Source organism: Mesorhizobium sp. M7A.F.Ca.AU.001.01.1.1, assembly GCF_004022735.1.
Lineage (GTDB): Bacteria > Pseudomonadota > Alphaproteobacteria > Rhizobiales > Rhizobiaceae > Mesorhizobium > Mesorhizobium ciceri.
Map to the genome: position 1 here is coordinate 14,050 of NZ_RZPF01000004.1, position 19,380 is coordinate 33,429.

At 59.7% G+C, this 19,380-nt stretch carries 23 protein-coding genes and 1 pseudogene; 17 read left to right on the forward strand and 7 right to left on the reverse strand.

Annotated elements, in window-relative coordinates; all coding sequences use genetic code 11:
* Nucleotides 1-2: 2 nt before the first annotated feature.
* A complete protein-coding gene (locus EN884_RS00660) occupies nucleotides 3-731 on the forward strand; it encodes a response regulator transcription factor (RefSeq protein ID WP_063170880.1) in 729 nt (242 codons plus the stop codon).
* A gap of 239 nt (nucleotides 732-970) precedes the next feature.
* On the opposite strand, the gene EN884_RS00665 is transcribed toward EN884_RS00660, so the two are convergent.
* Nucleotides 971-1,936, reverse strand: a complete 966-nt coding sequence (locus EN884_RS00665) for an alpha/beta hydrolase (protein ID WP_063170649.1) — start codon at nucleotides 1,934-1,936, stop codon at nucleotides 971-973.
* A gap of 566 nt (nucleotides 1,937-2,502) precedes the next feature.
* Here EN884_RS00665 and EN884_RS00670 point away from each other — a divergent pair.
* The gene (locus tag EN884_RS00670) at nucleotides 2,503-3,480 is read left to right on the forward strand and encodes an alpha/beta hydrolase (RefSeq protein ID WP_082826804.1); all 978 of its coding nucleotides are present in this window, start codon (nucleotides 2,503-2,505) and stop codon (nucleotides 3,478-3,480) included.
* 177 nt (nucleotides 3,481-3,657) lie between these two features.
* A complete protein-coding gene (locus EN884_RS00675) occupies nucleotides 3,658-4,407 on the forward strand; it encodes a glucose 1-dehydrogenase (RefSeq protein WP_063170879.1) in 750 nt (249 codons plus the stop codon).
* Nucleotides 4,408-4,611: 204 nt separating this feature from the next.
* On the opposite strand, the gene EN884_RS00680 is transcribed toward EN884_RS00675, so the two are convergent.
* Complete coding sequence (locus tag EN884_RS00680) at nucleotides 4,612-4,839, reverse strand: DUF680 domain-containing protein (protein ID WP_013896614.1); 228 nt, start codon at nucleotides 4,837-4,839, stop codon at nucleotides 4,612-4,614.
* 418 nt (nucleotides 4,840-5,257) lie between these two features.
* On the opposite strand from EN884_RS00680, the gene EN884_RS00685 reads away from it, so the two are divergent.
* The 8 genes from EN884_RS00685 (at nucleotide 5,258) to EN884_RS00720 (ending at nucleotide 10,286) form a co-directional block, all read left to right on the forward strand.
* Nucleotides 5,258-6,028 (forward strand): alpha/beta hydrolase, encoded by a 771-nt coding sequence (locus EN884_RS00685; protein WP_127224469.1) that lies wholly within the window; start codon nucleotides 5,258-5,260, stop codon nucleotides 6,026-6,028.
* 65 nt (nucleotides 6,029-6,093) lie between these two features.
* On the forward strand, nucleotides 6,094-6,852 hold the full coding sequence (locus EN884_RS00690; RefSeq protein WP_063170646.1) for an SDR family oxidoreductase: 759 nt from the start codon (nucleotides 6,094-6,096) through the stop codon (nucleotides 6,850-6,852).
* A 71-nt stretch (nucleotides 6,853-6,923) separates the two neighbouring features.
* Nucleotides 6,924-7,325: a cupin domain-containing protein gene (locus EN884_RS00695; RefSeq protein WP_013896611.1), complete on the forward strand. Its 402-nt coding sequence runs from the start codon at nucleotides 6,924-6,926 to the stop codon at nucleotides 7,323-7,325.
* A 68-nt stretch (nucleotides 7,326-7,393) separates the two neighbouring features.
* Entirely contained in the window at nucleotides 7,394-8,041 is a 648-nt protein-coding gene (locus EN884_RS00700) for a hypothetical protein (protein ID WP_013896610.1), read from the forward strand.
* A 58-nt stretch (nucleotides 8,042-8,099) separates the two neighbouring features.
* Nucleotides 8,100-8,537 carry a CBS domain-containing protein gene (locus EN884_RS00705; RefSeq protein WP_063170645.1) on the forward strand — a complete coding sequence of 146 codons (438 nt, stop codon included), beginning with the start codon at nucleotides 8,100-8,102 and terminating at the stop codon, nucleotides 8,535-8,537.
* A gap of 227 nt (nucleotides 8,538-8,764) precedes the next feature.
* Complete coding sequence (locus EN884_RS00710) at nucleotides 8,765-9,475, forward strand: ATP-binding protein (RefSeq protein ID WP_245478699.1); 711 nt, start codon at nucleotides 8,765-8,767, stop codon at nucleotides 9,473-9,475.
* A 54-nt stretch (nucleotides 9,476-9,529) separates the two neighbouring features.
* Nucleotides 9,530-9,811 (forward strand): GNAT family N-acetyltransferase, encoded by a 282-nt coding sequence (locus EN884_RS00715; protein WP_013896607.1) that lies wholly within the window; start codon nucleotides 9,530-9,532, stop codon nucleotides 9,809-9,811.
* Nucleotides 9,812-9,854: 43 nt separating this feature from the next.
* Nucleotides 9,855-10,286 (forward strand): DUF1810 family protein, encoded by a 432-nt coding sequence (locus tag EN884_RS00720; RefSeq protein WP_063170644.1) that lies wholly within the window; start codon nucleotides 9,855-9,857, stop codon nucleotides 10,284-10,286.
* A 41-nt stretch (nucleotides 10,287-10,327) separates the two neighbouring features.
* Here EN884_RS00720 and EN884_RS00725 read toward each other — a convergent pair whose 3' ends face one another.
* The 4 genes from EN884_RS00725 to petA all read right to left on the reverse strand — a co-directional run bounded on the left by EN884_RS00725 (nucleotide 10,328) and on the right by petA (nucleotide 14,754).
* Nucleotides 10,328-11,245, reverse strand: a complete 918-nt coding sequence (locus EN884_RS00725; protein ID WP_063170643.1) for a pirin family protein — start codon at nucleotides 11,243-11,245, stop codon at nucleotides 10,328-10,330.
* Nucleotides 11,242-12,759, reverse strand: coding sequence for a mechanosensitive ion channel family protein (locus EN884_RS00730; protein WP_245491891.1), 1,518 nt, complete (start codon nucleotides 12,757-12,759; stop codon nucleotides 11,242-11,244). The genes EN884_RS00725 and EN884_RS00730 overlap by 4 nt, the downstream gene beginning before the upstream one ends.
* A gap of 153 nt (nucleotides 12,760-12,912) precedes the next feature.
* Entirely contained in the window at nucleotides 12,913-14,262 is a 1,350-nt protein-coding gene (locus tag EN884_RS00735; protein ID WP_063170641.1) for a cytochrome b N-terminal domain-containing protein, read from the reverse strand.
* 15 nt (nucleotides 14,263-14,277) lie between these two features.
* A complete protein-coding gene (petA, locus tag EN884_RS00740; RefSeq protein WP_063170640.1) occupies nucleotides 14,278-14,754 on the reverse strand; it encodes a ubiquinol-cytochrome c reductase iron-sulfur subunit in 477 nt (158 codons plus the stop codon).
* Nucleotides 14,755-15,239: 485 nt separating this feature from the next.
* Here petA and EN884_RS00745 point away from each other — a divergent pair, with 485 nt between their 5' ends.
* The 4 genes from EN884_RS00745 (at nucleotide 15,240) to EN884_RS00760 (ending at nucleotide 18,388) form a co-directional block, all read left to right on the forward strand.
* Nucleotides 15,240-15,824: a glutathione binding-like protein gene (locus tag EN884_RS00745; RefSeq protein WP_063170639.1), complete on the forward strand. Its 585-nt coding sequence runs from the start codon at nucleotides 15,240-15,242 to the stop codon at nucleotides 15,822-15,824.
* A gap of 63 nt (nucleotides 15,825-15,887) precedes the next feature.
* Nucleotides 15,888-16,142: a hypothetical protein gene (locus tag EN884_RS00750; RefSeq protein WP_127224467.1), complete on the forward strand. Its 255-nt coding sequence runs from the start codon at nucleotides 15,888-15,890 to the stop codon at nucleotides 16,140-16,142.
* Nucleotides 16,143-16,214: 72 nt separating this feature from the next.
* The gene (locus EN884_RS00755) at nucleotides 16,215-17,276 is read left to right on the forward strand and encodes an alpha/beta hydrolase (protein WP_063170877.1); all 1,062 of its coding nucleotides are present in this window, start codon (nucleotides 16,215-16,217) and stop codon (nucleotides 17,274-17,276) included.
* Nucleotides 17,277-17,407: 131 nt separating this feature from the next.
* Complete coding sequence (locus tag EN884_RS00760) at nucleotides 17,408-18,388, forward strand: Dyp-type peroxidase (protein ID WP_206516555.1); 981 nt, start codon at nucleotides 17,408-17,410, stop codon at nucleotides 18,386-18,388.
* Between the two features lie 35 nt (nucleotides 18,389-18,423).
* On the opposite strand, the pseudogene EN884_RS00765 reads toward EN884_RS00760, so the two are convergent.
* Nucleotides 18,424-18,623: pseudogene (locus tag EN884_RS00765) on the reverse strand (ornithine cyclodeaminase); the annotation flags it as partial.
* Between EN884_RS00765 and EN884_RS38460 the strand changes: the two are divergent.
* Nucleotides 18,565-18,723, forward strand: a complete 159-nt coding sequence (locus EN884_RS38460; protein ID WP_164752021.1) for a hypothetical protein — start codon at nucleotides 18,565-18,567, stop codon at nucleotides 18,721-18,723. The pseudogene EN884_RS00765 and the gene EN884_RS38460 sit on opposite strands and share 59 nt — an antisense overlap.
* Before the next feature lie 40 nt (nucleotides 18,724-18,763).
* Complete coding sequence (locus EN884_RS00770; RefSeq protein ID WP_082826771.1) at nucleotides 18,764-19,240, forward strand: Lrp/AsnC family transcriptional regulator; 477 nt, start codon at nucleotides 18,764-18,766, stop codon at nucleotides 19,238-19,240.
* The last annotated feature ends 140 nt before the right edge of the window (nucleotides 19,241-19,380 follow it).

Here is a 19,380-nt window from a genome sequence, read left to right on the forward strand (position 1 = left end):
ACATGAGAGTTGACCAACCACTCTTGCAGAGATCGGCGCCGGTGTCACGGCAGCGGAAGGCTGAGCCGCAGCAGCCGCTCGTCATCATTGTCGATGACGATGCGTCTGTTCGCGAAGCACTGTCGGAGTTGATCCTGTCGATGGGCTTTGAGCCGGTCTGCTTTGCCTCGACCCGCGAATTGCTCGACGCGGACGTCTTGAACAGCCCCGGATGCTTGATCCTCGACGTGCGCATGCCAGGGGCAAGCGGTCTCGATCTACAGCACCATCTTGCGACAAACGGCAATCCCAAGCCCATCATCTTCCTGACCGGGCATGGCGACATACCGATGACTGTCCAGGCGATGAAGGCGGGCGCCGTGGATTTTCTCACCAAACCGGTGCGCGACCAAACACTCCTTGACGCCGTGATCGCGGGCATTGCGGTGGATGCCAAGCGGCGGGCGGATGCGGTGGTCGTCAAGCGCAACATCGAGCGTGTCGAGACGCTGACCCCGCGCGAGCGCGAGGTGCTGCATGAAGTGGCGCGTGGGCGCCTCAACAAACAGATCGCTTTCGACCTCGGCATCAGTGAAGTGACCGTCAAGCTTCACCGCGGCAATGTCATGCGCAAGATGGAAGCAGCTTCCATCGGAGAGCTGATCCGGGCCTGGGAAACGCTGCCCCCGGCGATGCGCGAGGCCGGCGCGGCCAGGACTTTCGAAAGGGTGAACCTCGCCTCCGTCCGATAGTATCGCCCAGCGGCTGGCGCTTCTCCGTTAAGAGTAGCCTGCCCAGGACGATCCGGACTCAGACAAATTTTTATGAAGTTTAGAGCGATGATCGCCGCGTGTAACCTGGTGTTGAGGCTACACTGCCAAGCTCTTGCCGCGCATCGCCAGCTAACGGCGGCGCATTGGGAAAGCTTTGGAGTGGCGTATCTCCATCACGGCGACTATCGCTAATGTTGTGCTTCAGCCAGCCGCGAAGCTTAGTATGCTGGTGGCAGGAATTCGATCAGGGCCCTTGTGACGGCGGCCGGCTGCTCCTCCGGAACCCAATGGCCTGAGCCTTCGACTACTACGGCCCGTACGTTTTCGGCGACGTGGCGGAGATGGCCTTCGTACATCGATGCCAGGCCACCCGAACCGCTTATACCGAGTACCGGCATCGTCAGCTTGTGTTTTGCAAAGGCTTTGTTCTGTTCTTCGTCACGCGGGAAAGCCCGGTAGTACTCGAAGCCTGCGCGCAATGCGCCAGGCTGGGCATAAGAACGGCCGTAGACTTCGTCGGCTTCGGTGTCGAACGCGCGAGTATTTACCCCCTCTGCATTGTGAAACCACTTTAAATACTCAAGCTCGCGACCGGCAATGAGCATTTCCGGCACGTCGCGTACGGAGTGGAAGCGAAAATGCCAAGTGCGAGGGCCTTGGATCAATTCGTTCCACGGTTCGATGCCTGGCAGCGGGACGTCAACGATTGCCAGTGTGGTGACTTCCCCCGGGTGCTGCGCCGCATAGGAATAAGCGACCATGCCACCCATATCGTGACCGACGAGATTGACGACCGGACCAAGGTTCAGCTGATTGACAAGTGCTCGAATATCCTCGGCAATCGCCGCCTTTTCGTAGCCGGCCGCAGGCTTGGCGGTGTCCCCCAAACCGCGCAAATCGGGCGCAAGTACCGTGTAACCGCGCGCCACCAGTTGCGGCATTACAAAGCGCCACATGTATGAGGTCGTGCCCCAACCATGCAACAACACCACGGTTTTCGGGCCGCCTGCTGCCAGCAAATAGTGATAGGCCACACCGTTAACGTCGGCCTTGCCGTCGACGATACGTGCCGACAGGTCGGTCGATTGCCCGAGCGGCACGCCGGAGTGCGCTGCGCTGGCAGAAGTCGATGGCCCGGCAGCAAGAACCGCAATGAGGAAACCAGAAAGAAAGCTAAGGCGCATAAAGCACTCCGGGGTTGTGAGGTCCAAAGTGCTCCAAGAGCGGCAAATGCCGTGCAATTTCTATAAGGCGAAAGCTTTAAAGCCTTTGTCGTTATAATAACGCGTTGTACACCTAAGCATATTGCGCTCTGGCCGGCGGTGAGTTGATTACTCAACATGAGGACCACGTAGGCGAAACCTATCGCGGTCCGTTCGGGCGGTGACTTGCTCGCGATCAGCCGCTCCTCGTTTTGAGAAGAATCCTCATACGGCTTGATAGGTCGTGTTTGTGACAGCCACACGCGGCACGTCGCGCACGAACCAACGTCATCGCATCATTTGCCCCATCTCAGCGACAGTTCCAGCACCTCGGCGTACCTACCCTGCACCTTGGCATCGTACGACAGATGCCTGCGTAGAATAGGTTCGCGGGGCGGATCGGCGCATCTTCTCCCTCGCAAGCCATCACGATCATCGGGCGTCGCCGCTCCTTCGCCCGCTCCTCCCCCCGAAAGCGACGGTGCAGGTCGACCCGGTGATCGTGATGGTGAGCCGACCCGAGAAGCCGCTCACCAAGGATGGACACGATGAGTATGGATGGACTTTTCACCCTCGGTGCAACCCGCCGCGACGTCTTGTTGGCCAGTTTTTCAGCGGCGGTCATAGCCGGACTGCCAGTCGCTTCGTCATCCGGGGCCCAGCAAAACCCACATGTTCCCACCCCTCAATCAGGACGCAAAACAATGAGCACCATCACAAGCAAGGACGGTACGGAAATCTATTACAAGGACTGGGGTAGGGGTCCGCCAATAACCTTCTCACACGGCTGGCCGCTGAATTCCGACGCCTGGGATGCACAGATGCTCTTTCTGGCCCATAATGGCTTCCGCGTGGTTGCTCATGACCGGCGGGGCCATGGCCGCTCCAGCCAGGCCACCTCCGGCAACGACATGGATGGCTACGCGGACGATCTTGCAGCCGTGATCGAGGCGCTGGATCTCCGGGACGCCACGCTGGTCGGGCATTCAACCGGGGGAGGCGAGGTCGCTCGCTATATCGGACGGCACGGGACGGAACGCGTGGCCAAGGCTGTTCTTATCGCCGCTGTTCCGCCGATCATGGTGAAAACGCCGGCCAATCCGGAAGGTCTGCCGATCGAAGTGTTCGACGGCATAAGGGCTGGCCTCCTCAAGGATCGCTCGCAGCACTATCTGGACCTCGCACAGTCGTTTTATGGTGCAAACAGGCCAGGCGCCACGGTCTCCCAGGGGGTTCTGAATCAGTTCTGGCTCTGGAGCATGCAGGTCGGTCTCGTGAATGCATATGAATGCGTCAAAGCGTTCTCCGAAACCGACTTCACCGAGGACCTCAAGAAATTCGATATACCGACCTTGATCCTGCATGGCGAGGACGACCAGATCGTCCCGGTCAAGGATTCGTCAGTCAAGTCGGAGCGGCTGATCAAAGGCGCAAAGGCCATATATTACCCCGGCGCGCCCCACGGGATCACGGCCACACACCAGGACCAGCTGAACGCCGATCTGCTCGCCTTCATCAAGGGCTAGTGCCCTCAAACGGCGGTCATGGCTGGCAGCACAACACCGGTGCGGCCAGCCTGACTATGAAAACTCAGCATCGATGGCTGCTGGAGATGCTTTCTGGTCTCAGCCGTCCGAGTTCACGCTGAAAACTGCGGTTGGCAACTGCGGCGGCTCTCGTGAAAATCATCAGAGGCAATGCAAATGGGTATACTTTCAGGAAAGACCGCGTTGATCACCGGGGGAAACAGTGGGATTGGGCTATTCGCCGCGAAAGCTTTCGCGTCGGAGGGGGCGCAGGTCGTAATCACCGGCCGGAGGCAGCGTGCCGTCGAGGAGGCAGTCTCCGAGATCGGAGCCGGCGCACTGGGCATTCAGGGTGATGTAGCCGACGTGGCGCACCACGAGGATGTCGCGCGACAGATCCATCAGAGGTTTGGGGCGTTCGATATCTATATGGCGAACGCCGGCGTGAACACCATCACGCATTCGTCGGCAGTTCCCGAAGACGAGTACGATGCGCAGTTCTCTATCAATGCGCGCGGCGTCTTCTTTGGTGTGCAGAAACTGATCCCGCTGATGCGCGATGGCGGCGCAGTCATACTGACGGGATCAATCGCCAGCGAGAAGGTCTTGGAAGGCCATGCCGTTTATGCAGGCTCCAAGGCAGCCATCGGCGCCTTCGCGCGCAGTTGGGCGATAGAACTGAAATCGCGCCGCATACGCGTCAACGTGCTCAGCCCCGGCCCCGTGGATACGGCTATTCTCGACAAACTGGGTGTCCCGGCCGAAATGCGAGCATCCTTCGAGAAGTCCATGGCCGAAGCAATTCCCCTTGGTCGAATGGGCCAGCCGGAAGAACTGGCAAAAGCCGCTCTGTTCCTGGCATCGGACGCAAGCAGTTTTGTCACCGGTGTCAATCTGCGGGTCGACGGCGGAATGGCATTGCTTTGAGCTGGGGTAGCCAAGTCGCTGCCGTTTGACGGTCGAGCGTCGATCGCCATCCCACCCGGCCAGATCCAAGGTGAAAGGTGGTTTTATAGCTCCCCGGTCTCAGAACCTGTGTCAGGGCCCCCACGCACTTTCAAGGTCCTTTGGAAAGCGTGAAGAGGACCGGGGCGACGCCCCGGTCCTTCCAGGTTCTACAATTTTCGGGTGCTAGTGACCCCAGATGCCCTGGCCCGGGTCCTTGCTGGGAGCAATCGGCTTGCGCACGGTCTCCTGCACGCCGGCATCGTTGCCCGTCTTCCTGATCGAGGAGGTGTGCATGCTCTCGGAAGAAGTTGCGGGTTGCTGGACCGAGTTTGATCCGTAGTGATCGCTTCCGGCGACGGCGTTTCCTGCTGCAACAAGAAGGATTGCGGCAGCAAGAGATGTGTTCTTCATTTTGGTAACTCCATGGTTAATTTTGGATCGTATTCACAATAGCAATATAAATGCTGCGTCATTGCGGAACGATCAGACGATGTGGCTGCTTGATCCATACGAAAGCATGGGCTGTGAAGGCCTAAGGTCAGGGGCAATGTCGTTCGCGGTGGGAGTCTTGCCGTTACGCCGGGGCGGCAGTGGTGTTTGGAGGCAGCAGCTCCATGGATTTGTACTGGTCACGAACTCCTGCGCTGCCGGCGATCCGCGTGCGGAATACCCAGGTCACCTGATCGCAGCGATGACCCACCCTGCACCTTGGCATCGTATGACCGACCATTCCGCACAATAGGTCGGCGCCCCGGATCGGCGCATCCTTCTCCACATTGGTCAAACGGAAGGCCGACAAAGGAGAAAGCAAATGCGAAATGTCACTGGAATCCTGGCGCTGGCCGCCGCGCTTGCCGTCGCGGGTGGCGCAACGGCGCAGGCGGCCGGAGCGAAGCCCAAGCCGACGATCGTGCTGGTGCACGGGGCCTTCGCCGAATCGTCGAGTTGGGACGCGGTCATAACCAAACTCGGCAGGGACGGCTATATGGCAAAGGCGGCAGCCAATCCCCTCCGCAGCGTCGCCAGCGATGCCGCGGCGGTCTCGGCCATCATCCGGTCGGTTCCCGGACCGATCGTGCTGGTGGGGCATTCCTACGGCGGACCCGTGATCACCGAAGCCGCCAACGGCAATCCCAATGTGAAGGCCTTGGTATACGTGGCCGGATTCGCGCCGGATAACGGCGAATCGAGCGCCACCTTGTCCAGCATGTTTCCCGGCAGCACTTTGGCAAGCGCGCTTGCTCCAGTCGCGTCGCCGAACGGCGGCCAGGATCTCTTCATCCAGCCGGACAAATTCCGAGCCCAGTTCGCGGCCGACGTTCCCGAAGAGCAGTCGTCGCTGATGGCCGCCACCCAACGCCCGATCGCGCAGGCAGCCCTGGCCGAGCCCTCGGGCGTAGCTTCATGGAAAACGCTGCCGTCCTACATGATCTACGGCACCGATGACCGAAATATCCCGGCAGCCGTCATGAGCTTCATGGCCAAGCGCGCGCACGCTGTGAAGACGGTCGTCATCGAGGGTGCTTCCCACGCGCTCATGGTCTCGCACCCCGACGAGGTCACCTCACTTATCGAGGACGCCGCATCGGCCAGCGAGTAGCTCGCCGGAAAGCCGACATTCGACCAACACCCGCAAATCAACACCCTCAACAAAGGAGATTGGAAATGAAGATCGTCGTCATCGGCGGAACCGGGCTGATCGGTTCCAAGACTGTGGAAAGACTGCGCAGGAAGGGACACGACGTGCTTGCGGCGTCACCGAATTCGGGAGTGAACACCGTCACCGGAGAAGGGCTGGCCGTCGCTCTTGCCGGGGCACAGGTCGTCGTCGATCTCGCGAACTCACCGTCATTCGAGGAAAAGGCCGCGCTCGAATTTTTCGCGGCATCCGGGCGTAATCTTCTTGCAGCCGAAGCGGTCGCCGGCGTCCGCCATCACGTCGCGCTGTCTGTGGTCGGCACCGACCGGCTGCAGGACATGGGGTATTTCCGCGGCAAACTGCTTCAGGAAAAGCTGATCAAGGAGTCCGCTATCCCCTACACGATCGTGCACGCCACACAGTTCTTCGAGTTCACCGCCGCCATCGCAAACACCGGCGCCGTAGGGGATACCGTCCACATGTCACCGGCGTACTTCCAACCAATGGCAGCCGACGACGTTGCCGATGCGATGGCGGACGTCGCCCTAGCAGCGCCAGTGAACGGCACGATCGAAATTGCCGGCCCCGATCGCGTTCGTATGAGCGAACTCGTCGGTCGCTTTCTAAAGGCCACCAACGATCCGCGCAAAATCGTCTCGGATCCTGGCGCTCTCTACTACGGTCAAGTGGCAATCGACGATCAAACGCTTGTCCCCGGCGAGAACGCGCGTATCGGCGCCGTCCACTTCGACGACTGGCTCAGCCGATACACGCCACCTGCGTAAGTACTGAACGCCGGTTTCGCGACCCATCAGACCAGCATTCCCTAGCTCTCATTCCAACAAGGATATCGGACATGATCAGGAAACTCCTCTGTGCAGCACTCGCCGCCGCATCCGTCACCGCAGCAATGGCCAAAGACGCGGACAGCGTGAAACTCGTCTACGACCACGCCCTTCCAAATGTGCCCGGCAAGAGCTTGAAAGCCGTGCTCGTCGAGTACGGGCCGGGCGGGACATCGCCGGCGCATACCCATCCCAGTTCCGCGTTCATCTATGCCACGGTGCTGGAGGGGGCGATCCGAAGCCAGGTTAACGGTGGGCCCGTGAAGACGTACCGTGCAGGCGAAAGCTTCTCGGAATTTCCGGGCGACCATCACGCCGTCAGTGAAAACGCCAGCAAGACGGAACGCGCTCGCCTGCTTGCGGTCTTCGTCGTCGATACCAACGAGACCAACCTGACGACCTACGCGAAATGAACTGGTAACGCCCCTGCCAAGGTAAGGGCGTCAAACCGACACACAATCGGCGAAGGAAAGGCACTGACATGGATGCGATCGCCAGGCGCACGCTTGCAGGGGTTTCGGTCCCCGATACGCCGCTTGTCGGCCGGGCGATCGAACATGCCCGCCAGCTATGTGAACCGTATTTGTTCAACCACGTGGTTCGATCATGGCTTTTCGCCGTCCGCATCGCACAGGTCCAGAACATCGAGCACGACGGTGAAGTTGTTGCCGTCGGAACCCTGTTGCACGACGTCACGCTCAACGAGACCTTCGCCGGGCCGCGCCGTTTCGAGGTGGAAGGCGCCGATCTGGCCCGCGCCTTCGTCCGGCAAGGCGGCTTCGACGAGCGTCGTGCTCAGTTGACATGGGACAGCGTCGCTCTCAATTCGACGCCGTCGATTGGCCTCTACAAGGAAGCCGAGGTGGCGCTGTGCACAGCCGGCATCTGCCTTGATGTCGTCGGCCTGCAATACAGTCTCATCTCTTCCGCCGAGATAGCCAGGATCGTCGGCGAATTTCCGCGTCTTCAAATGAAGCGGCGGATGACGCGATGCTTTTGCCACATCGCCAAGGTGAACCCGGAAACGACCTACGACAACTTTGCCCGGGATTTCGGTGAGCGCTTTGTGGCCGGCTACAAGGCGCCGTCTTCCGTCGATTTTGTGATGAACACTTCCTTCGAAGAGTAGGCGAAACCTCGAATCTGATCTCTCCGGCCGCGGCCGCGAGACGCCTCAGGAGGGCACCATGCGAATTGACAGTCTACATCCAGAAACATCGGCGCGCCTTGCGGCGGTCGACCTCGACACGTCGCTGCGGGCAGCTGCGCTATGGCTGTCCAAGCCGGCCATAGGCCGGGTTGTTGTATGCCATGGCAATGGCGAAGCGGCAGGCGTGCTGAGCAAGTCCGACCTTGTTCGTCACCTGGCGAATTCGGGACCGGCGGAAGCGCCGGTATCCACGCTGATGAGCCGGTCTTTCGTATCCTGTGGGCCCAATGACGACCTGCATTCGGTCTGGCAGACCATGACAACACAGCGGCTCCAGAACCTACCGGTGCTCGGCGCCGGCGCTAAGCCGATAGGCGTCCTTGATATCCGCGACGCGATGAAGGCGCTCTTCCAACAGGAAGAACTCCAGGAGCGGCTGCTCGCCAACTATATCGGGGGCATTGGCTACCAATAGAGGAGAATCTCGCGACGGTGCGATGAGCACGAAAGAGGGAGATCCGTCTCGCGAGATGTTGGTCCCGCACTGGCGACGGTCCGCAGATCGCGGGACATATACTGCAGTATGGTTCGGCTTCTTATTCGATCTAATCGACCACTCCCGTCCTCTATTGTACTATATTCAAGCAACTGAATTCTGCCTTAGCAAACATGAGGGTTATAATGTCTCGTCCGGAAGTGAAAGTGGATGTCTTCGACATCGCGCCCGAGATTCCCCGAGATGGCCTGCCCATCCAGATGGCGACCGCCGGCATCGTTCATGACCTTGGCAATCTCATCCAGGTCGCGTCGTCGGCGTTGAATCACCTGGCCCGTGACCCGAGCGTCTCAGCGGCTCCAACGCTTGGGCTTGCAATTTCGGGCGCCAGAACGGCGTTGGAACGAGCTGGCGCGCTTGTCCGCCAGAGTATCAGTTCCGCCCGAGAGAGCCGCAGAGAAAGCGAATATGCCAATGTCGGCGCCTGCCTGGCTGAAATCGAGACCCTCATTCGAAGCGCGTGGGACCCCAAGATTCGTCTCGAGGTTCGAGTGAGGCCGGACTTGCCGTCAGTGAGGTGCAACCGCCTGGGTTTGCAGAACGCGATTCTGAACCTGGTATTCAACGCGCGCGATGCATCCCCCAATGGGGGCCTGATCTCGATAGATACCGCAGTGGTCTTTGATGGCACCTCAGCCGCTCAGGTGGATATCACCACCGCCGACAACGGTGTGGGGATGACCGCCGAGACGATTGCCTTCGCATTCGATCCCTTCTTCACCACAAAAACGGAGGGCCTCGGCGGCGTCGGCCTGCCGATGGTGAAGCGCTTTGCCGAAGAGTCAGGCGGAAGCATCGACATTCAGAGCGCGCCCGGGACAGGCACCACCGTCAGGCTACGTTTGCCCGCGATGTGATAGCGATCGGGCAAACTACGTCCAGCCTCACGCAACGCACATCGAGAGATAGAGATGGATGCAAAGGTCACAGAGAACATTCGGCAGCATCGGTTCGAGCTCCCGATCACCGGTCATGCCTTCGCAGTGGCCTACTATACGCTCCAAGACGGCAAGGTTGCGCTGATACATACCGAAGTGCCTTCGGAATTTTCCGGACAGGGGATCGCGTCGCGGTTGGCGCAAGGCACCTTCGAATTGCTCCGCAAAACCGGCCGCAAAGCTGTCTTGAAGTGTCCCTTCATGAGCGGCTTCGTCGCCAGGCATCCGGAATACACCGATGTCGTTGCAGGGTGATCAGGCACGAATACAGCTGTTTGCAAAAAAGGTCTGAGTCGAGATGTACGACCAATATAATTTGCAGAGGTTCGTCACCGCTCAGGATCCGGTGTACGGCGACGCGCTGGCTATGCTGCGTCGAGGCATGATGTGTACTCCATACATGGAGTTGGTCTTCCCGACGTTGGTTACCGGGCGAAGCGACACTGGAGCCGATCCGTACGCGATCACATCACTCGACGAGGCAGGCGCTTACCTCCAATCGCCGATACTGGGCGGTCGTTATCGGGAATGCGTCGGCACACTGCAACGACTTTCCGATCTAAGTGCTCGCGCGGTCTTCGGTGATGAGGATACAATGAAATTGCACGCGTCCCTCACGCTGTTTTCCGAAGCAAGTAACGACGAGTTCCTGCTCGAGACCATCTTCGACGTCTGGTTCGATGGTCAAATCGACGAGGGCACGATGCGCAAACTCTACTCGGTGTCATGACGCCGCCCGGCGACCCGCGGATGTGGCCGCCGCCGAAACCGTCACCACTTTGTTTCTTCCTGCGGCAGAGGCATCAACCCGTTTTCCCCTGGTACGCCCGGGAAGCGGCCTTCACGCCAGTCCGCCTTTGCCTGCTCAATCCGTTCGACTGAGGAGGAGACGAAGTTCCAATGGACATAGCGTGGTTCGGAAAGAGGTTCGCCGCCGATCAGCATCAGCCGCGCGGCATGGAAGGCAGGCGCCCCGAGCACGATCTCAGCGCCAGGCGCCAGCATGATCAATTCGCCTTCACCGAACGTGCCAAGTTGGCCCATGACTTCAATCTCGCCGGCGACAACATAGATCGCACGCTCGCGATATCCGGGTTTCACCTGATATCGCGCACTGCCCGTGAGCACGATTTCGGCGCAGACCAGGTCGGAGTACGTCCTTGCCGGAGAGACCAACCCGTCGGACGTCCCTGCGATCAAAGTGAACTCGACCCCGTCGGCACAGATCCGTGGGATTTCGGGAGCGCCATAATGTGCAAAGTGGGGAGCAACTTCTTCGTGCCGGGAGGGGAGCGCCACCCACGCCTGAACGCCGAAGAGATTGCTTCCGCGCGCTCGGGCTTCTGGCGACGTGCGTTCGGAATGGACGATGCCCGACCCGGCCGTCGTCCAATTGACTTCGCCGGGGCGGATGGCCTGCACTTCACCGAGATTGTCGCGATGGATGATCTCCCCGTCGAACAGATAGGTCACGGCCGCGATCCCGATATGCGGATGCGGGTCCATGTCGAAACCACGACCCTCGTCGAATACCGCGGGGCCGAAATGGTCGAACAGGATGAAGGGGCCGATCATCAGGCGGTTCGAGGAGGGCAATACGCGCCGTACCTTCAAACCGTCGGCAAAATCACGCATAGCAGGCTGCCTGAGTGGATCGATGCCGACGATGTCGCTTTGGCGGATGGTCATGAATCTCTGTCCTTTCGAATGCCTGGTCGACCACGTGCTCGAACGTGCTCCGATGGGGCGGTGTGGAAGACAGCCTGAATGGCTTTCAGGAGCGCGAATTTGGAGCTCTCGTGCTGCTGGCCGCCGGGGATGCCGGTTTCGCCGTAAGCCGAAGTCCCCCTCGACAGGGTTGCCGCAAGATCTTCGGCCATCTCGGGCCTGTCGAGCAGCAGCGGCGCGAAGCTCTCCTGGTCTATCTCGTAGACCTCGACGTGGGTCATTGCCCGCAATGTCGACGTCTCGCCAATACCGGCGAGCAGGCCGGTCTCGCCGAAGAAGTCGCCAGGCGCAAGCCGACCAACCTCCTGCATGCTAGCATTGCCTTGGCCATGTTGCCGAACGATCACGCCCTTCCGAACAATCATGAGGGATGGCAGCATCTCTCCTTGTTCTGCAATGACGTCGCCCTTGCGGTAGCTGCGAACCGAGATCGCCGCGGCAAGCGCCTCCTGCTCGGCATCCGTTAGGGCCGAGAAGATCGGTATGGCCTTGATCAAGTCGATCGCGGCGAAGCCTTGGTAGGTCGCCGTCCCGTCGATTGGCGGGGAGGTCACGGCAATCGAAGCTGAAAGTGGCGCTGCCAGCAGCACCCCAACCGACCTTGAGTGGCGATAGACGAGATCGAAAATTTCGTTCCGAGCTGCAATCCGCTGATCAAGGCTGGCGACGCGAAATGACAGCTCGATCTCGATTGCCGCCGCATCCAGGCTTGTGATGGCTACCACGGGCGAGGGGTCCTGGAGGATCGAGGTGCAGCTCAGCAGGACCATGCGCATCGTGTCTACGATGATAGCCGGCGTCTTCGTCAGAGACATCTTTACCGTCACGGCAAGTCCATGGCTCTCGTCTGGGCCGCTAAGGTTTGTTACCCCGATTTTGGCGACAAGGCTGTTCGGAAGTGCGATGACGTTGTGGGCCGGGGTGAGGAGTTGGGTCGAGCGCCAATTGGTCTCGACGACGCGGCCCTCGGTTCCGTCGTTCAGAATGATCCAGTTTCCAAGCACATAAGGGCGGCCGAGGTTAAGCGCGATTCCCGAAAATACATCACCAAGCGTATTCTGGAGCGCCAGACCCAGCATGACGGCAAAGACGCCCGACGTGGCGATGAGCGTTCCGACCGGCACGGCAAAGACGAATGCGAGGATCGAAAGGAGCATTCCCGTGTAAACGACGCCGACCACGACATCCTGCAGGAGGCGTGCCTCGTGCGGCTTTCGCTCGAACACGACATAGATGCGGACAAACCCGATTAGCGCCCAAGCAAGATGTACCCACCACAGCAGCTTGACCAATCCGATGAGGATCGCTCCGCTGGTTGTCTCATCGCCTCGTGCGGGCTCGTACGGGACGACCCGCAGTTCAAGAACCATGATCGACATTGCAAGGAAAAAGACCAGTTGGACGATCAGCCTCGCATTGGCGAAGCGTGCCGGAACGAGGTTCCAAACGACAATTCCGGCGAGGCCGAGCGACACGATGTAGATTAGCGGTGAGTTCCACAAATTCATCGCCGGACCCAGATCGACCATGATCGCAATCCCTGTTTTTCAGCTAGCAGCGTGGTTCCTAGCGCGCGACATGAAGTTGTCTCGTCACCTAGACGCAACGGCTCGACCCAAAACGTGTTGCTATCGGCGACTTTCGAGGCCGGCTGGCGAGACACGATCATCGCCTCTTCTCATCAACGTCTGGTCTCCGGCCGCCGCGCTCGCGCCTTTGCCGCCGACCCCCTTGTTCTTCTCGAGCACCGCTTCGGTGATCGAGTTGGGCAGCCGCCGTGGCTTCTCGATCAAGCCCAGCACCGGCAGTGCGATCAGGAAGAAGGCGAAGTAGTAAAGCGTCGCCAACTGAGACATGACGACGTAGTTCCCTTCGGCCGGCCGCGAACCAAGCCAGCCGAGAAACAGGCCGTTGGTGACGAAGAGCCAAAAGAACACTCTGTACCAGGGCCTGTAAACGGCCGAGCGAACCTTGGACCTGTCGAGCCAGGGCACGACGAAAAGCACCACGATCGAGCCGAACATGGCGAGCACACCACCAAGTTTTGAATCGATCGGGCCGACATTGAAGGTGATGGCGCGCAGGATCGCATAGAAGGGCAGGAAGTACCATTCCGGCACGATGTGAGCAGGCGTCTTGAGCGGATTGGCGATTGTGTTGTTGTCAGGATGGCCGAGATAGTTCGGCAGGTAGAAGACGAAATAGGCGAAGAAGAACAGGAACACGACGATGCCGAACGCGTCCTTGACGGTGGCATAGGGTGTGAAGTCCACGACATCGGTTTTTGATTTCACAGCAATGCCGGCTGGATTGTTCTGCCCGACGACGTGAAGCGCCCAGACATGCAACGTCACCACACCTGCAAGCACAAATGGCAAAAGGTAATGCAGCGCAAAGAAGCGGTTCAGCGTCGCATTGCCGACCGCGAACCCGCCGAGCAGAAGCTGCTGGAACCAGCCACCGACCAATGGGATGGCCGTGAAAAAGTTGGTAATGACGGTGGCTCCCCAGAACGACATCTGTCCCCAAGGCAGCACATAGCCCATGAAGGCGATCCCCATCATCAGCAAGAGGTTGGTGCAACCGAGCACCCACAGCAGCTCACGCGGCGCCTTGTAAGAGCCGTAGTAGAGCCCGCGGCAGATATGGATATAGGCGGCAATGAAGAAGAAGGAGGCGCCGTTCGCATGGAGAGAGCGCAGCAGCCATCCCGAATTCACGTCCCGCATGATCTTCTCGACTGAATTGAAGGCCAGCCCGGTATCCGGAGCGTAATGCATGGCCAGCACGATCCCGGTGAGGATCTGCGAAGCCAGCATGACCGTGAGAATGCCGCCGAACGTGTAGGCGTAGTTCAAATTGCGCGGGACGGGATAGACGATGAAGCTATCGTGCACCAACCTCGGAAGGGGCAGGCGGGCGTCGAACCAGCGTTCGATACCGGTCTTGGGCGTATAGGTCGAATGTTTGTCGCTCATCGAAACGCCCCCCTCTCAGCTGATACGGATTCTGGTGTCGGCAATGAACTGGAACACGGGTATCGCCATGTTCTCGGGCGCTGGGCCTTTGCGGATGCGGCCGGCAGTATCGTATTGCGAGCCGTGGCACGGGCAGAGCCAGCCCCCGAACTCGCCTTGCTGACCAACGGGGATGCAGCCGCTATGCGTGCAGACCTGGACCATCACGATCCAGGCTTCCTTGCCCGGCGCCGTGCGGTTGGTGTCGATTGCCGGCGCATCGGCCGGCAGATTGGCGTTACGGGCGATCGGGTCCTTGAGCTCGGCCAAGCTTACAGCTTTGCCGTCCTCAATTTCCTTCTCGGTGCGGTTGCGAACGACGACGGGTTTGCCGCGCCATTGCACGACCAGCGACATTCCCGGCATCAGCGAGGAGACGTCGACTTCGACCGTGGCCAGTGCCTCGGCGGGCAATGCGGTGGTGCCTGTTTCAGTTGGGGAAAGCTCGGTCATGATGATGACGACTCCTCTGATTGGGAAAGCTGCTTCAGTGCGTCGGCGTGCAGTCGGGAAACCCGGCTGCGGCCTCTCGCCTTTCGCGTTTGCTCATTTCGCGTTGAACTATGCCGGCCGTGGCGGGATGTGGGCCATCGTGCCAAGGGCACGTGCGTCCAATACTTTCGTTTATGGTTCCTGAGCGAAGGACTACCGGCCTGTCGAGGACGCCAGGTGTGGTGGTTCTGAAGCCTTGCTGTTGTCTTTCCCCGCTTGAGCAGGATTTCGGCCTCGGACGCGGCAATCGCAGAACGATTGCTTAGCTTGATCATACCTCGGCATAGGCACGCCTACCTGTCGGTGTCGTAGCCTTCCTTTCCGGCAAGTGAGAATTTCTGGAACCTCATGGACGCCGCGCGCAGCGATAATCGGTGCGCGGCGCAAGGCGGGCTTCCGCCCGACCAATTTGCGAACTGCGTCCCGATTCAGACAAGGGAAAAGCCGTGAAACTCTATTATAGCCCGCTCGCCTGCAGCCTGGCCGACCACATCGCGCTGGAGGAGGCCGGTGCCGCCTTCGAGCGCGAAACGGTCAATCTCAAAACCAAACGAACGGGCTCGGGCGATGATTTCACCACGGTCACGCGCAAGGGGTATGTGCCAGCCCTCGTGCTGGATAACGGGGAAGTTCTGACAGAGAATATCGCCGTCCTCGATTGGATTGCGGCGCAATACCCGGCACTGGGCGTGGAAGGGCCACTGGGCCGTACCCGCGTTCTCGAAGCGCTGACCTATGTCTCAACTGAAATACACCGAAGCTTCAAACCCATGTGGCACCATGGCAGCGATGCTGAAAAGGCCAAGGCGCGCAGCACGATTACGTCGCAACTTGATCTCTTCGCGAACGGTCTCAAGACTGATTATCTGTTCGGCGAGGAACCCAGCGTCGCGGACTTCTACCTTTTCGTGATGCTGCTTTGGGCAGCCCGCTTCCAAGTCCCTGTTCCGGCTCCTTTGGAAGCGCTGCGCGCCCGAATTGCGGCCCGTCCGGCCGTTCGCGTCGCAATGACTCGTGAGGGCCTTGTCTAAGTGCGAGACCGGCCGCGTGTCGTGTCACCCTTGAGCCACGACACATTACGAAGGAGTTTGTCCATGCTTCCGTTGCTGCAGATACTCCACCTGATCGCTGCCAAGCGCGGCGACGGGTTACGCCCCGAATTTCTAAGGATGCAAAGCGAGGCGGCACAAAGCGTGACCTTCCCGCGTGTTCAAACGCAACTTTCTACACTGCCCGGCAATCGCGTCATTCCAGCTCAATGTATTTCTGAATTTCAGTCGGTGGAGCCACCGACGCCTCGACTGTCCAAAGAGGCTGCCAAGGCATGCAGGCCGGGAACGCCAAGCTGATGAATGAAGGTGATGCCAGTGCTGTGTCAAAAACAGGTGGCATCCGATGGTGCCGCGAACGAGGTTGCAAGAATGGAAAATACAAGACCGCCGGGAGAAATTGATCGCTATCGCAGGGCCTTTGTCGGCGTTGCCGCAATGGGTCTGGTTGCTACCCAGTTCACGACAGTTCGCACTGCTAAAGCACAATGCGTTTCAGAGCTGGGCGGAGCAACGACAGAACGATCGACGGCTGCCTCGTTCGCTGCGCTCAGGCAAATCGACGCCGGCTTGCTGAACGTTGGCTACGCTGAAGCTGGTCCATCCAACGGTCCCGTCGTTATCCTCCTTCACGGCTGGCCTTACGACATCCACAGCTTTGTCGATGTCGCTCCCTTGTTGGCGATGGCGGGCTATCGCGTGATCGTTCCGTACTCGCGCGGTCATGGCACGACGCACTTTCTCTCCAGTCAGACGGTCCGCAACGGCCAGCAGTCCGTGCTGGCTGTCGATGTCATCAAATTGATGGATGCGCTGAAGATCGGCGACGCGATCGTCGCCGGGTATGACTGGGGCGCACGCACAGCCTGCATCATCGCGGCGCTCTGGCCGGAGCGCTGCAATGCGCTCGTTTCGGTCAGCGGTTATCTGATCGGCAGTCTCGCGGCAAACAGAATGCCGCTGCCGCCGAAGGCCGAGCTCCAATGGTGGTATCAGTACTATTTCGCGACGGAACGCGGCCGGGCCGGGTATCAACAGTACCGGCGCGATTTCGCAAACCTTATCTGGCGGATCGCCTCGCCGAAGTGGGACTTTGACGACGCCACGTTCGATCGCAGCGCTGCGTGTCTCGACAACCCGGATCACGTCAGCATCGTCATCCACAATTACCGTTGGAGGCTCGGCCTGGTCCGAGGCGAGCCGGAATATGACGGCCTGGAAAAACGGCTGGCCGAAAGCCCGGTGATCACGGTGCCCACCATCACCCTTGAGGGGGATGCCAATGGCGCACCCCACCCCGACAGCAGTTCCTACGCCAAGAAATTTTCAGGCGGATACGCGCATCGGATCATCACCGGCGGAATTGGCCACAACTTGCCGCAGGAAGCCCCACGGGCTGTCGCCCAGGCAGTCATCGACGTCGGCGAATACTGATCGGGCAAAATCCTGACCAACTGAGGCGGAGATGATGCTGGGGTCATCTCGCGTCGGTGCTTGCAACTCCGCCCTTCCGCCGCCTGTGCCGGTCGACCAGTGGCGTTACGAACAAGATAAAGGGACCTATTGTGGATTCGACCTTGCCATCCGCTGTTTCGCAACCAGTCGTCGCGCAGCTGACGCGGGCCGCGATATTTCTCGTGGTGACGATAAATTCTGGACCAAAACACGAGGCGACGGTGCGGGCCTTATGTGCCGATCTTTCCACCCTCGTGCGCGCAGTCGGGTCCCGCGACCTGGACGGCCGGCTGTCGTGTGTCATGGCGTTTGGTTCAAATGCCTGGGACCGTTTGTTTGGAGCCTCCAGACCGAAGGACCTGCATCCATTTCGCGAGATACAAGGCCTGCATCACGCCGTCTCGACGCCAGGCGACATCCTCTTTCACATTCGTGCGCCGCGCATGGATCTTTGTTTCGAACTGGCGACGCAGATCATGTCGCGGCTCGATGGCGCAGTCTCCACAGCAGATGAGGTGCACGGCTTCAACTATTTCGATGACCGCGACCTGATCGGCTTCGTCGACGGCACGGAAAACCCGGTGGCTGAGCGCGCGGTCAAGGCCGCAATCATCGGCGAGGAGGACCCCATATTTGCCGGAGGCAGCTATGTGATAGTGCAAAAGTACCTGCATGATCTGAAAGCATGGAACGGGCTCCCAATCGAGGAGCAAGAGGGAATTGTTGGCAGGAAAAAACTCACCGATGTCGAGCTGGACGATGCCGTAAAGCCGACCTCCGCCCACAATGCGCTGACCACAATCATCGAGAACGGAGAGCAGTTGGAGATCGTCCGCGACAACATGCCATTCGGCGACGTGGGCAAGGGCGAGTTCGGCACTTATTTCATCGGCTACGCCCGTTCGCCGCGCAGAATCGAGCAGATGCTCGAGAACATGTTCATTGGCCGCCCGCCAGGCAACTACGATCGGTTGCTGGACTTCAGCCGTGCAGTCACCGGCAATTTGTTCTTCGTACCGTCGGCGACATTCCTGGAAAAGGTTGCGACGGGGGAAGCCATGTCGACCGCTGGTCTGGGCCCGTCGGGTTGACCTGTTCGGAGTCGCCGTCAAATAGGTTCCCACCAAATATCGATCACCCCGTCATGGGAATGGCTTGCCACGCGCGGTGTCTTGTCGAAGACCTCCCAGCGGCGAAAATCCCTCTCAATGGCGTCGGTCAGCTCGAACAGCATCGTCTCGATCCCGATGTGTGGATGAGGCGCATCATGTTGTCGACGCTGACGAAGGGCACCATGGCCTTTGCGGACGGAAGGGGGCTCGGCATGCTCGGTCTCCTGCGGGCTATCTGGACGTTTGCAGCCAGCGTACGGCCAAGCCATACTGATCAAAATCTCAACATCGCCCTGCAAATTGCGCAAGGATAGCAAATATGCCCAATGAAATTGTCAAATCGGTCAATATTCGATGATCGGCAGCGACATCGCAAAATATGCCCCCGATGCGCTCGACCGGGCAATCATCGCCCATCTGAGGGTAGACGGACGCGCCTCGCTGGCAAAACTTGCCGAAGCCGTCGGCGTCGCGAGAGGCACGATCCAGAACAGGCTCGACCGGCTTCTGGCAACGGGAACCCTCACGGGCTTCACGGTCCGCGTGCGGGAGGACTACGACGACAACGCAGTCCATGCCGTCATGATGATTGAGCTCGTCGGCAAATCGACGACACAGGTGAACCGCAAACTGCGCGGTCTTCCCGAGGTGCGCGCCTTGCATACGACGAACGGCAACTGGAGTGTCGAGTGGCGGGTGGTCGGGCCGCAAGGGGTCTGGCGTCATAGGCTAACCTCCAGTTGCGGCGATCCTGTCGTAGGCGGGGCGGCATCGCAAGAGAATTGGCTCTGCTGCGCACAGCCTGTAAGCCAGCGTGCAATTTTGATCTAATGCAGATTTGCTGGAGTGGCGGTCGTTTCCAATTCGCCGACCTAGTTGTCGACCGCGATCATCACGTCGGATGCCTTAACCGCAGCACAGGTTCCAGGCCGACTTCGAGGCCAGTTCGTCGTCCGCCTGATGAACGGCGG

Coding starts and splice junctions, on each gene's coding strand:
- EN884_RS00660 (WP_063170880.1), top strand. CDS start 3: ATGAGAGTTGACCAACCACTCTTGCAGAGATCGGCGCCGGTGTCACGG.
- EN884_RS00665 (WP_063170649.1), bottom strand. CDS start 1,936: ATGCGCCTTAGCTTTCTTTCTGGTTTCCTCATTGCGGTTCTTGCTGCC.
- EN884_RS00670 (WP_082826804.1), top strand. CDS start 2,503: ATGAGTATGGATGGACTTTTCACCCTCGGTGCAACCCGCCGCGACGTC.
- EN884_RS00675 (WP_063170879.1), top strand. CDS start 3,658: ATGGGTATACTTTCAGGAAAGACCGCGTTGATCACCGGGGGAAACAGT.
- EN884_RS00680 (WP_013896614.1), bottom strand. CDS start 4,839: ATGAAGAACACATCTCTTGCTGCCGCAATCCTTCTTGTTGCAGCAGGA.
- EN884_RS00690 (WP_063170646.1), top strand. CDS start 6,094: ATGAAGATCGTCGTCATCGGCGGAACCGGGCTGATCGGTTCCAAGACT.
- EN884_RS00695 (WP_013896611.1), top strand. CDS start 6,924: ATGATCAGGAAACTCCTCTGTGCAGCACTCGCCGCCGCATCCGTCACC.
- EN884_RS00700 (WP_013896610.1), top strand. CDS start 7,394: ATGGATGCGATCGCCAGGCGCACGCTTGCAGGGGTTTCGGTCCCCGAT.
- EN884_RS00705 (WP_063170645.1), top strand. CDS start 8,100: ATGCGAATTGACAGTCTACATCCAGAAACATCGGCGCGCCTTGCGGCG.
- EN884_RS00715 (WP_013896607.1), top strand. CDS start 9,530: ATGGATGCAAAGGTCACAGAGAACATTCGGCAGCATCGGTTCGAGCTC.
- EN884_RS00720 (WP_063170644.1), top strand. CDS start 9,855: ATGTACGACCAATATAATTTGCAGAGGTTCGTCACCGCTCAGGATCCG.
- EN884_RS00725 (WP_063170643.1), bottom strand. CDS start 11,245: ATGACCATCCGCCAAAGCGACATCGTCGGCATCGATCCACTCAGGCAG.
- EN884_RS00735 (WP_063170641.1), bottom strand. CDS start 14,262: ATGAGCGACAAACATTCGACCTATACGCCCAAGACCGGTATCGAACGC.
- petA (WP_063170640.1), bottom strand. CDS start 14,754: ATGACCGAGCTTTCCCCAACTGAAACAGGCACCACCGCATTGCCCGCC.
- EN884_RS00750 (WP_127224467.1), top strand. CDS start 15,888: ATGCTTCCGTTGCTGCAGATACTCCACCTGATCGCTGCCAAGCGCGGC.
- EN884_RS00755 (WP_063170877.1), top strand. CDS start 16,215: ATGGAAAATACAAGACCGCCGGGAGAAATTGATCGCTATCGCAGGGCC.
- EN884_RS38460 (WP_164752021.1), top strand. CDS start 18,565: ATGTTGTCGACGCTGACGAAGGGCACCATGGCCTTTGCGGACGGAAGG.
- EN884_RS00770 (WP_082826771.1), top strand. CDS start 18,764: ATGATCGGCAGCGACATCGCAAAATATGCCCCCGATGCGCTCGACCGG.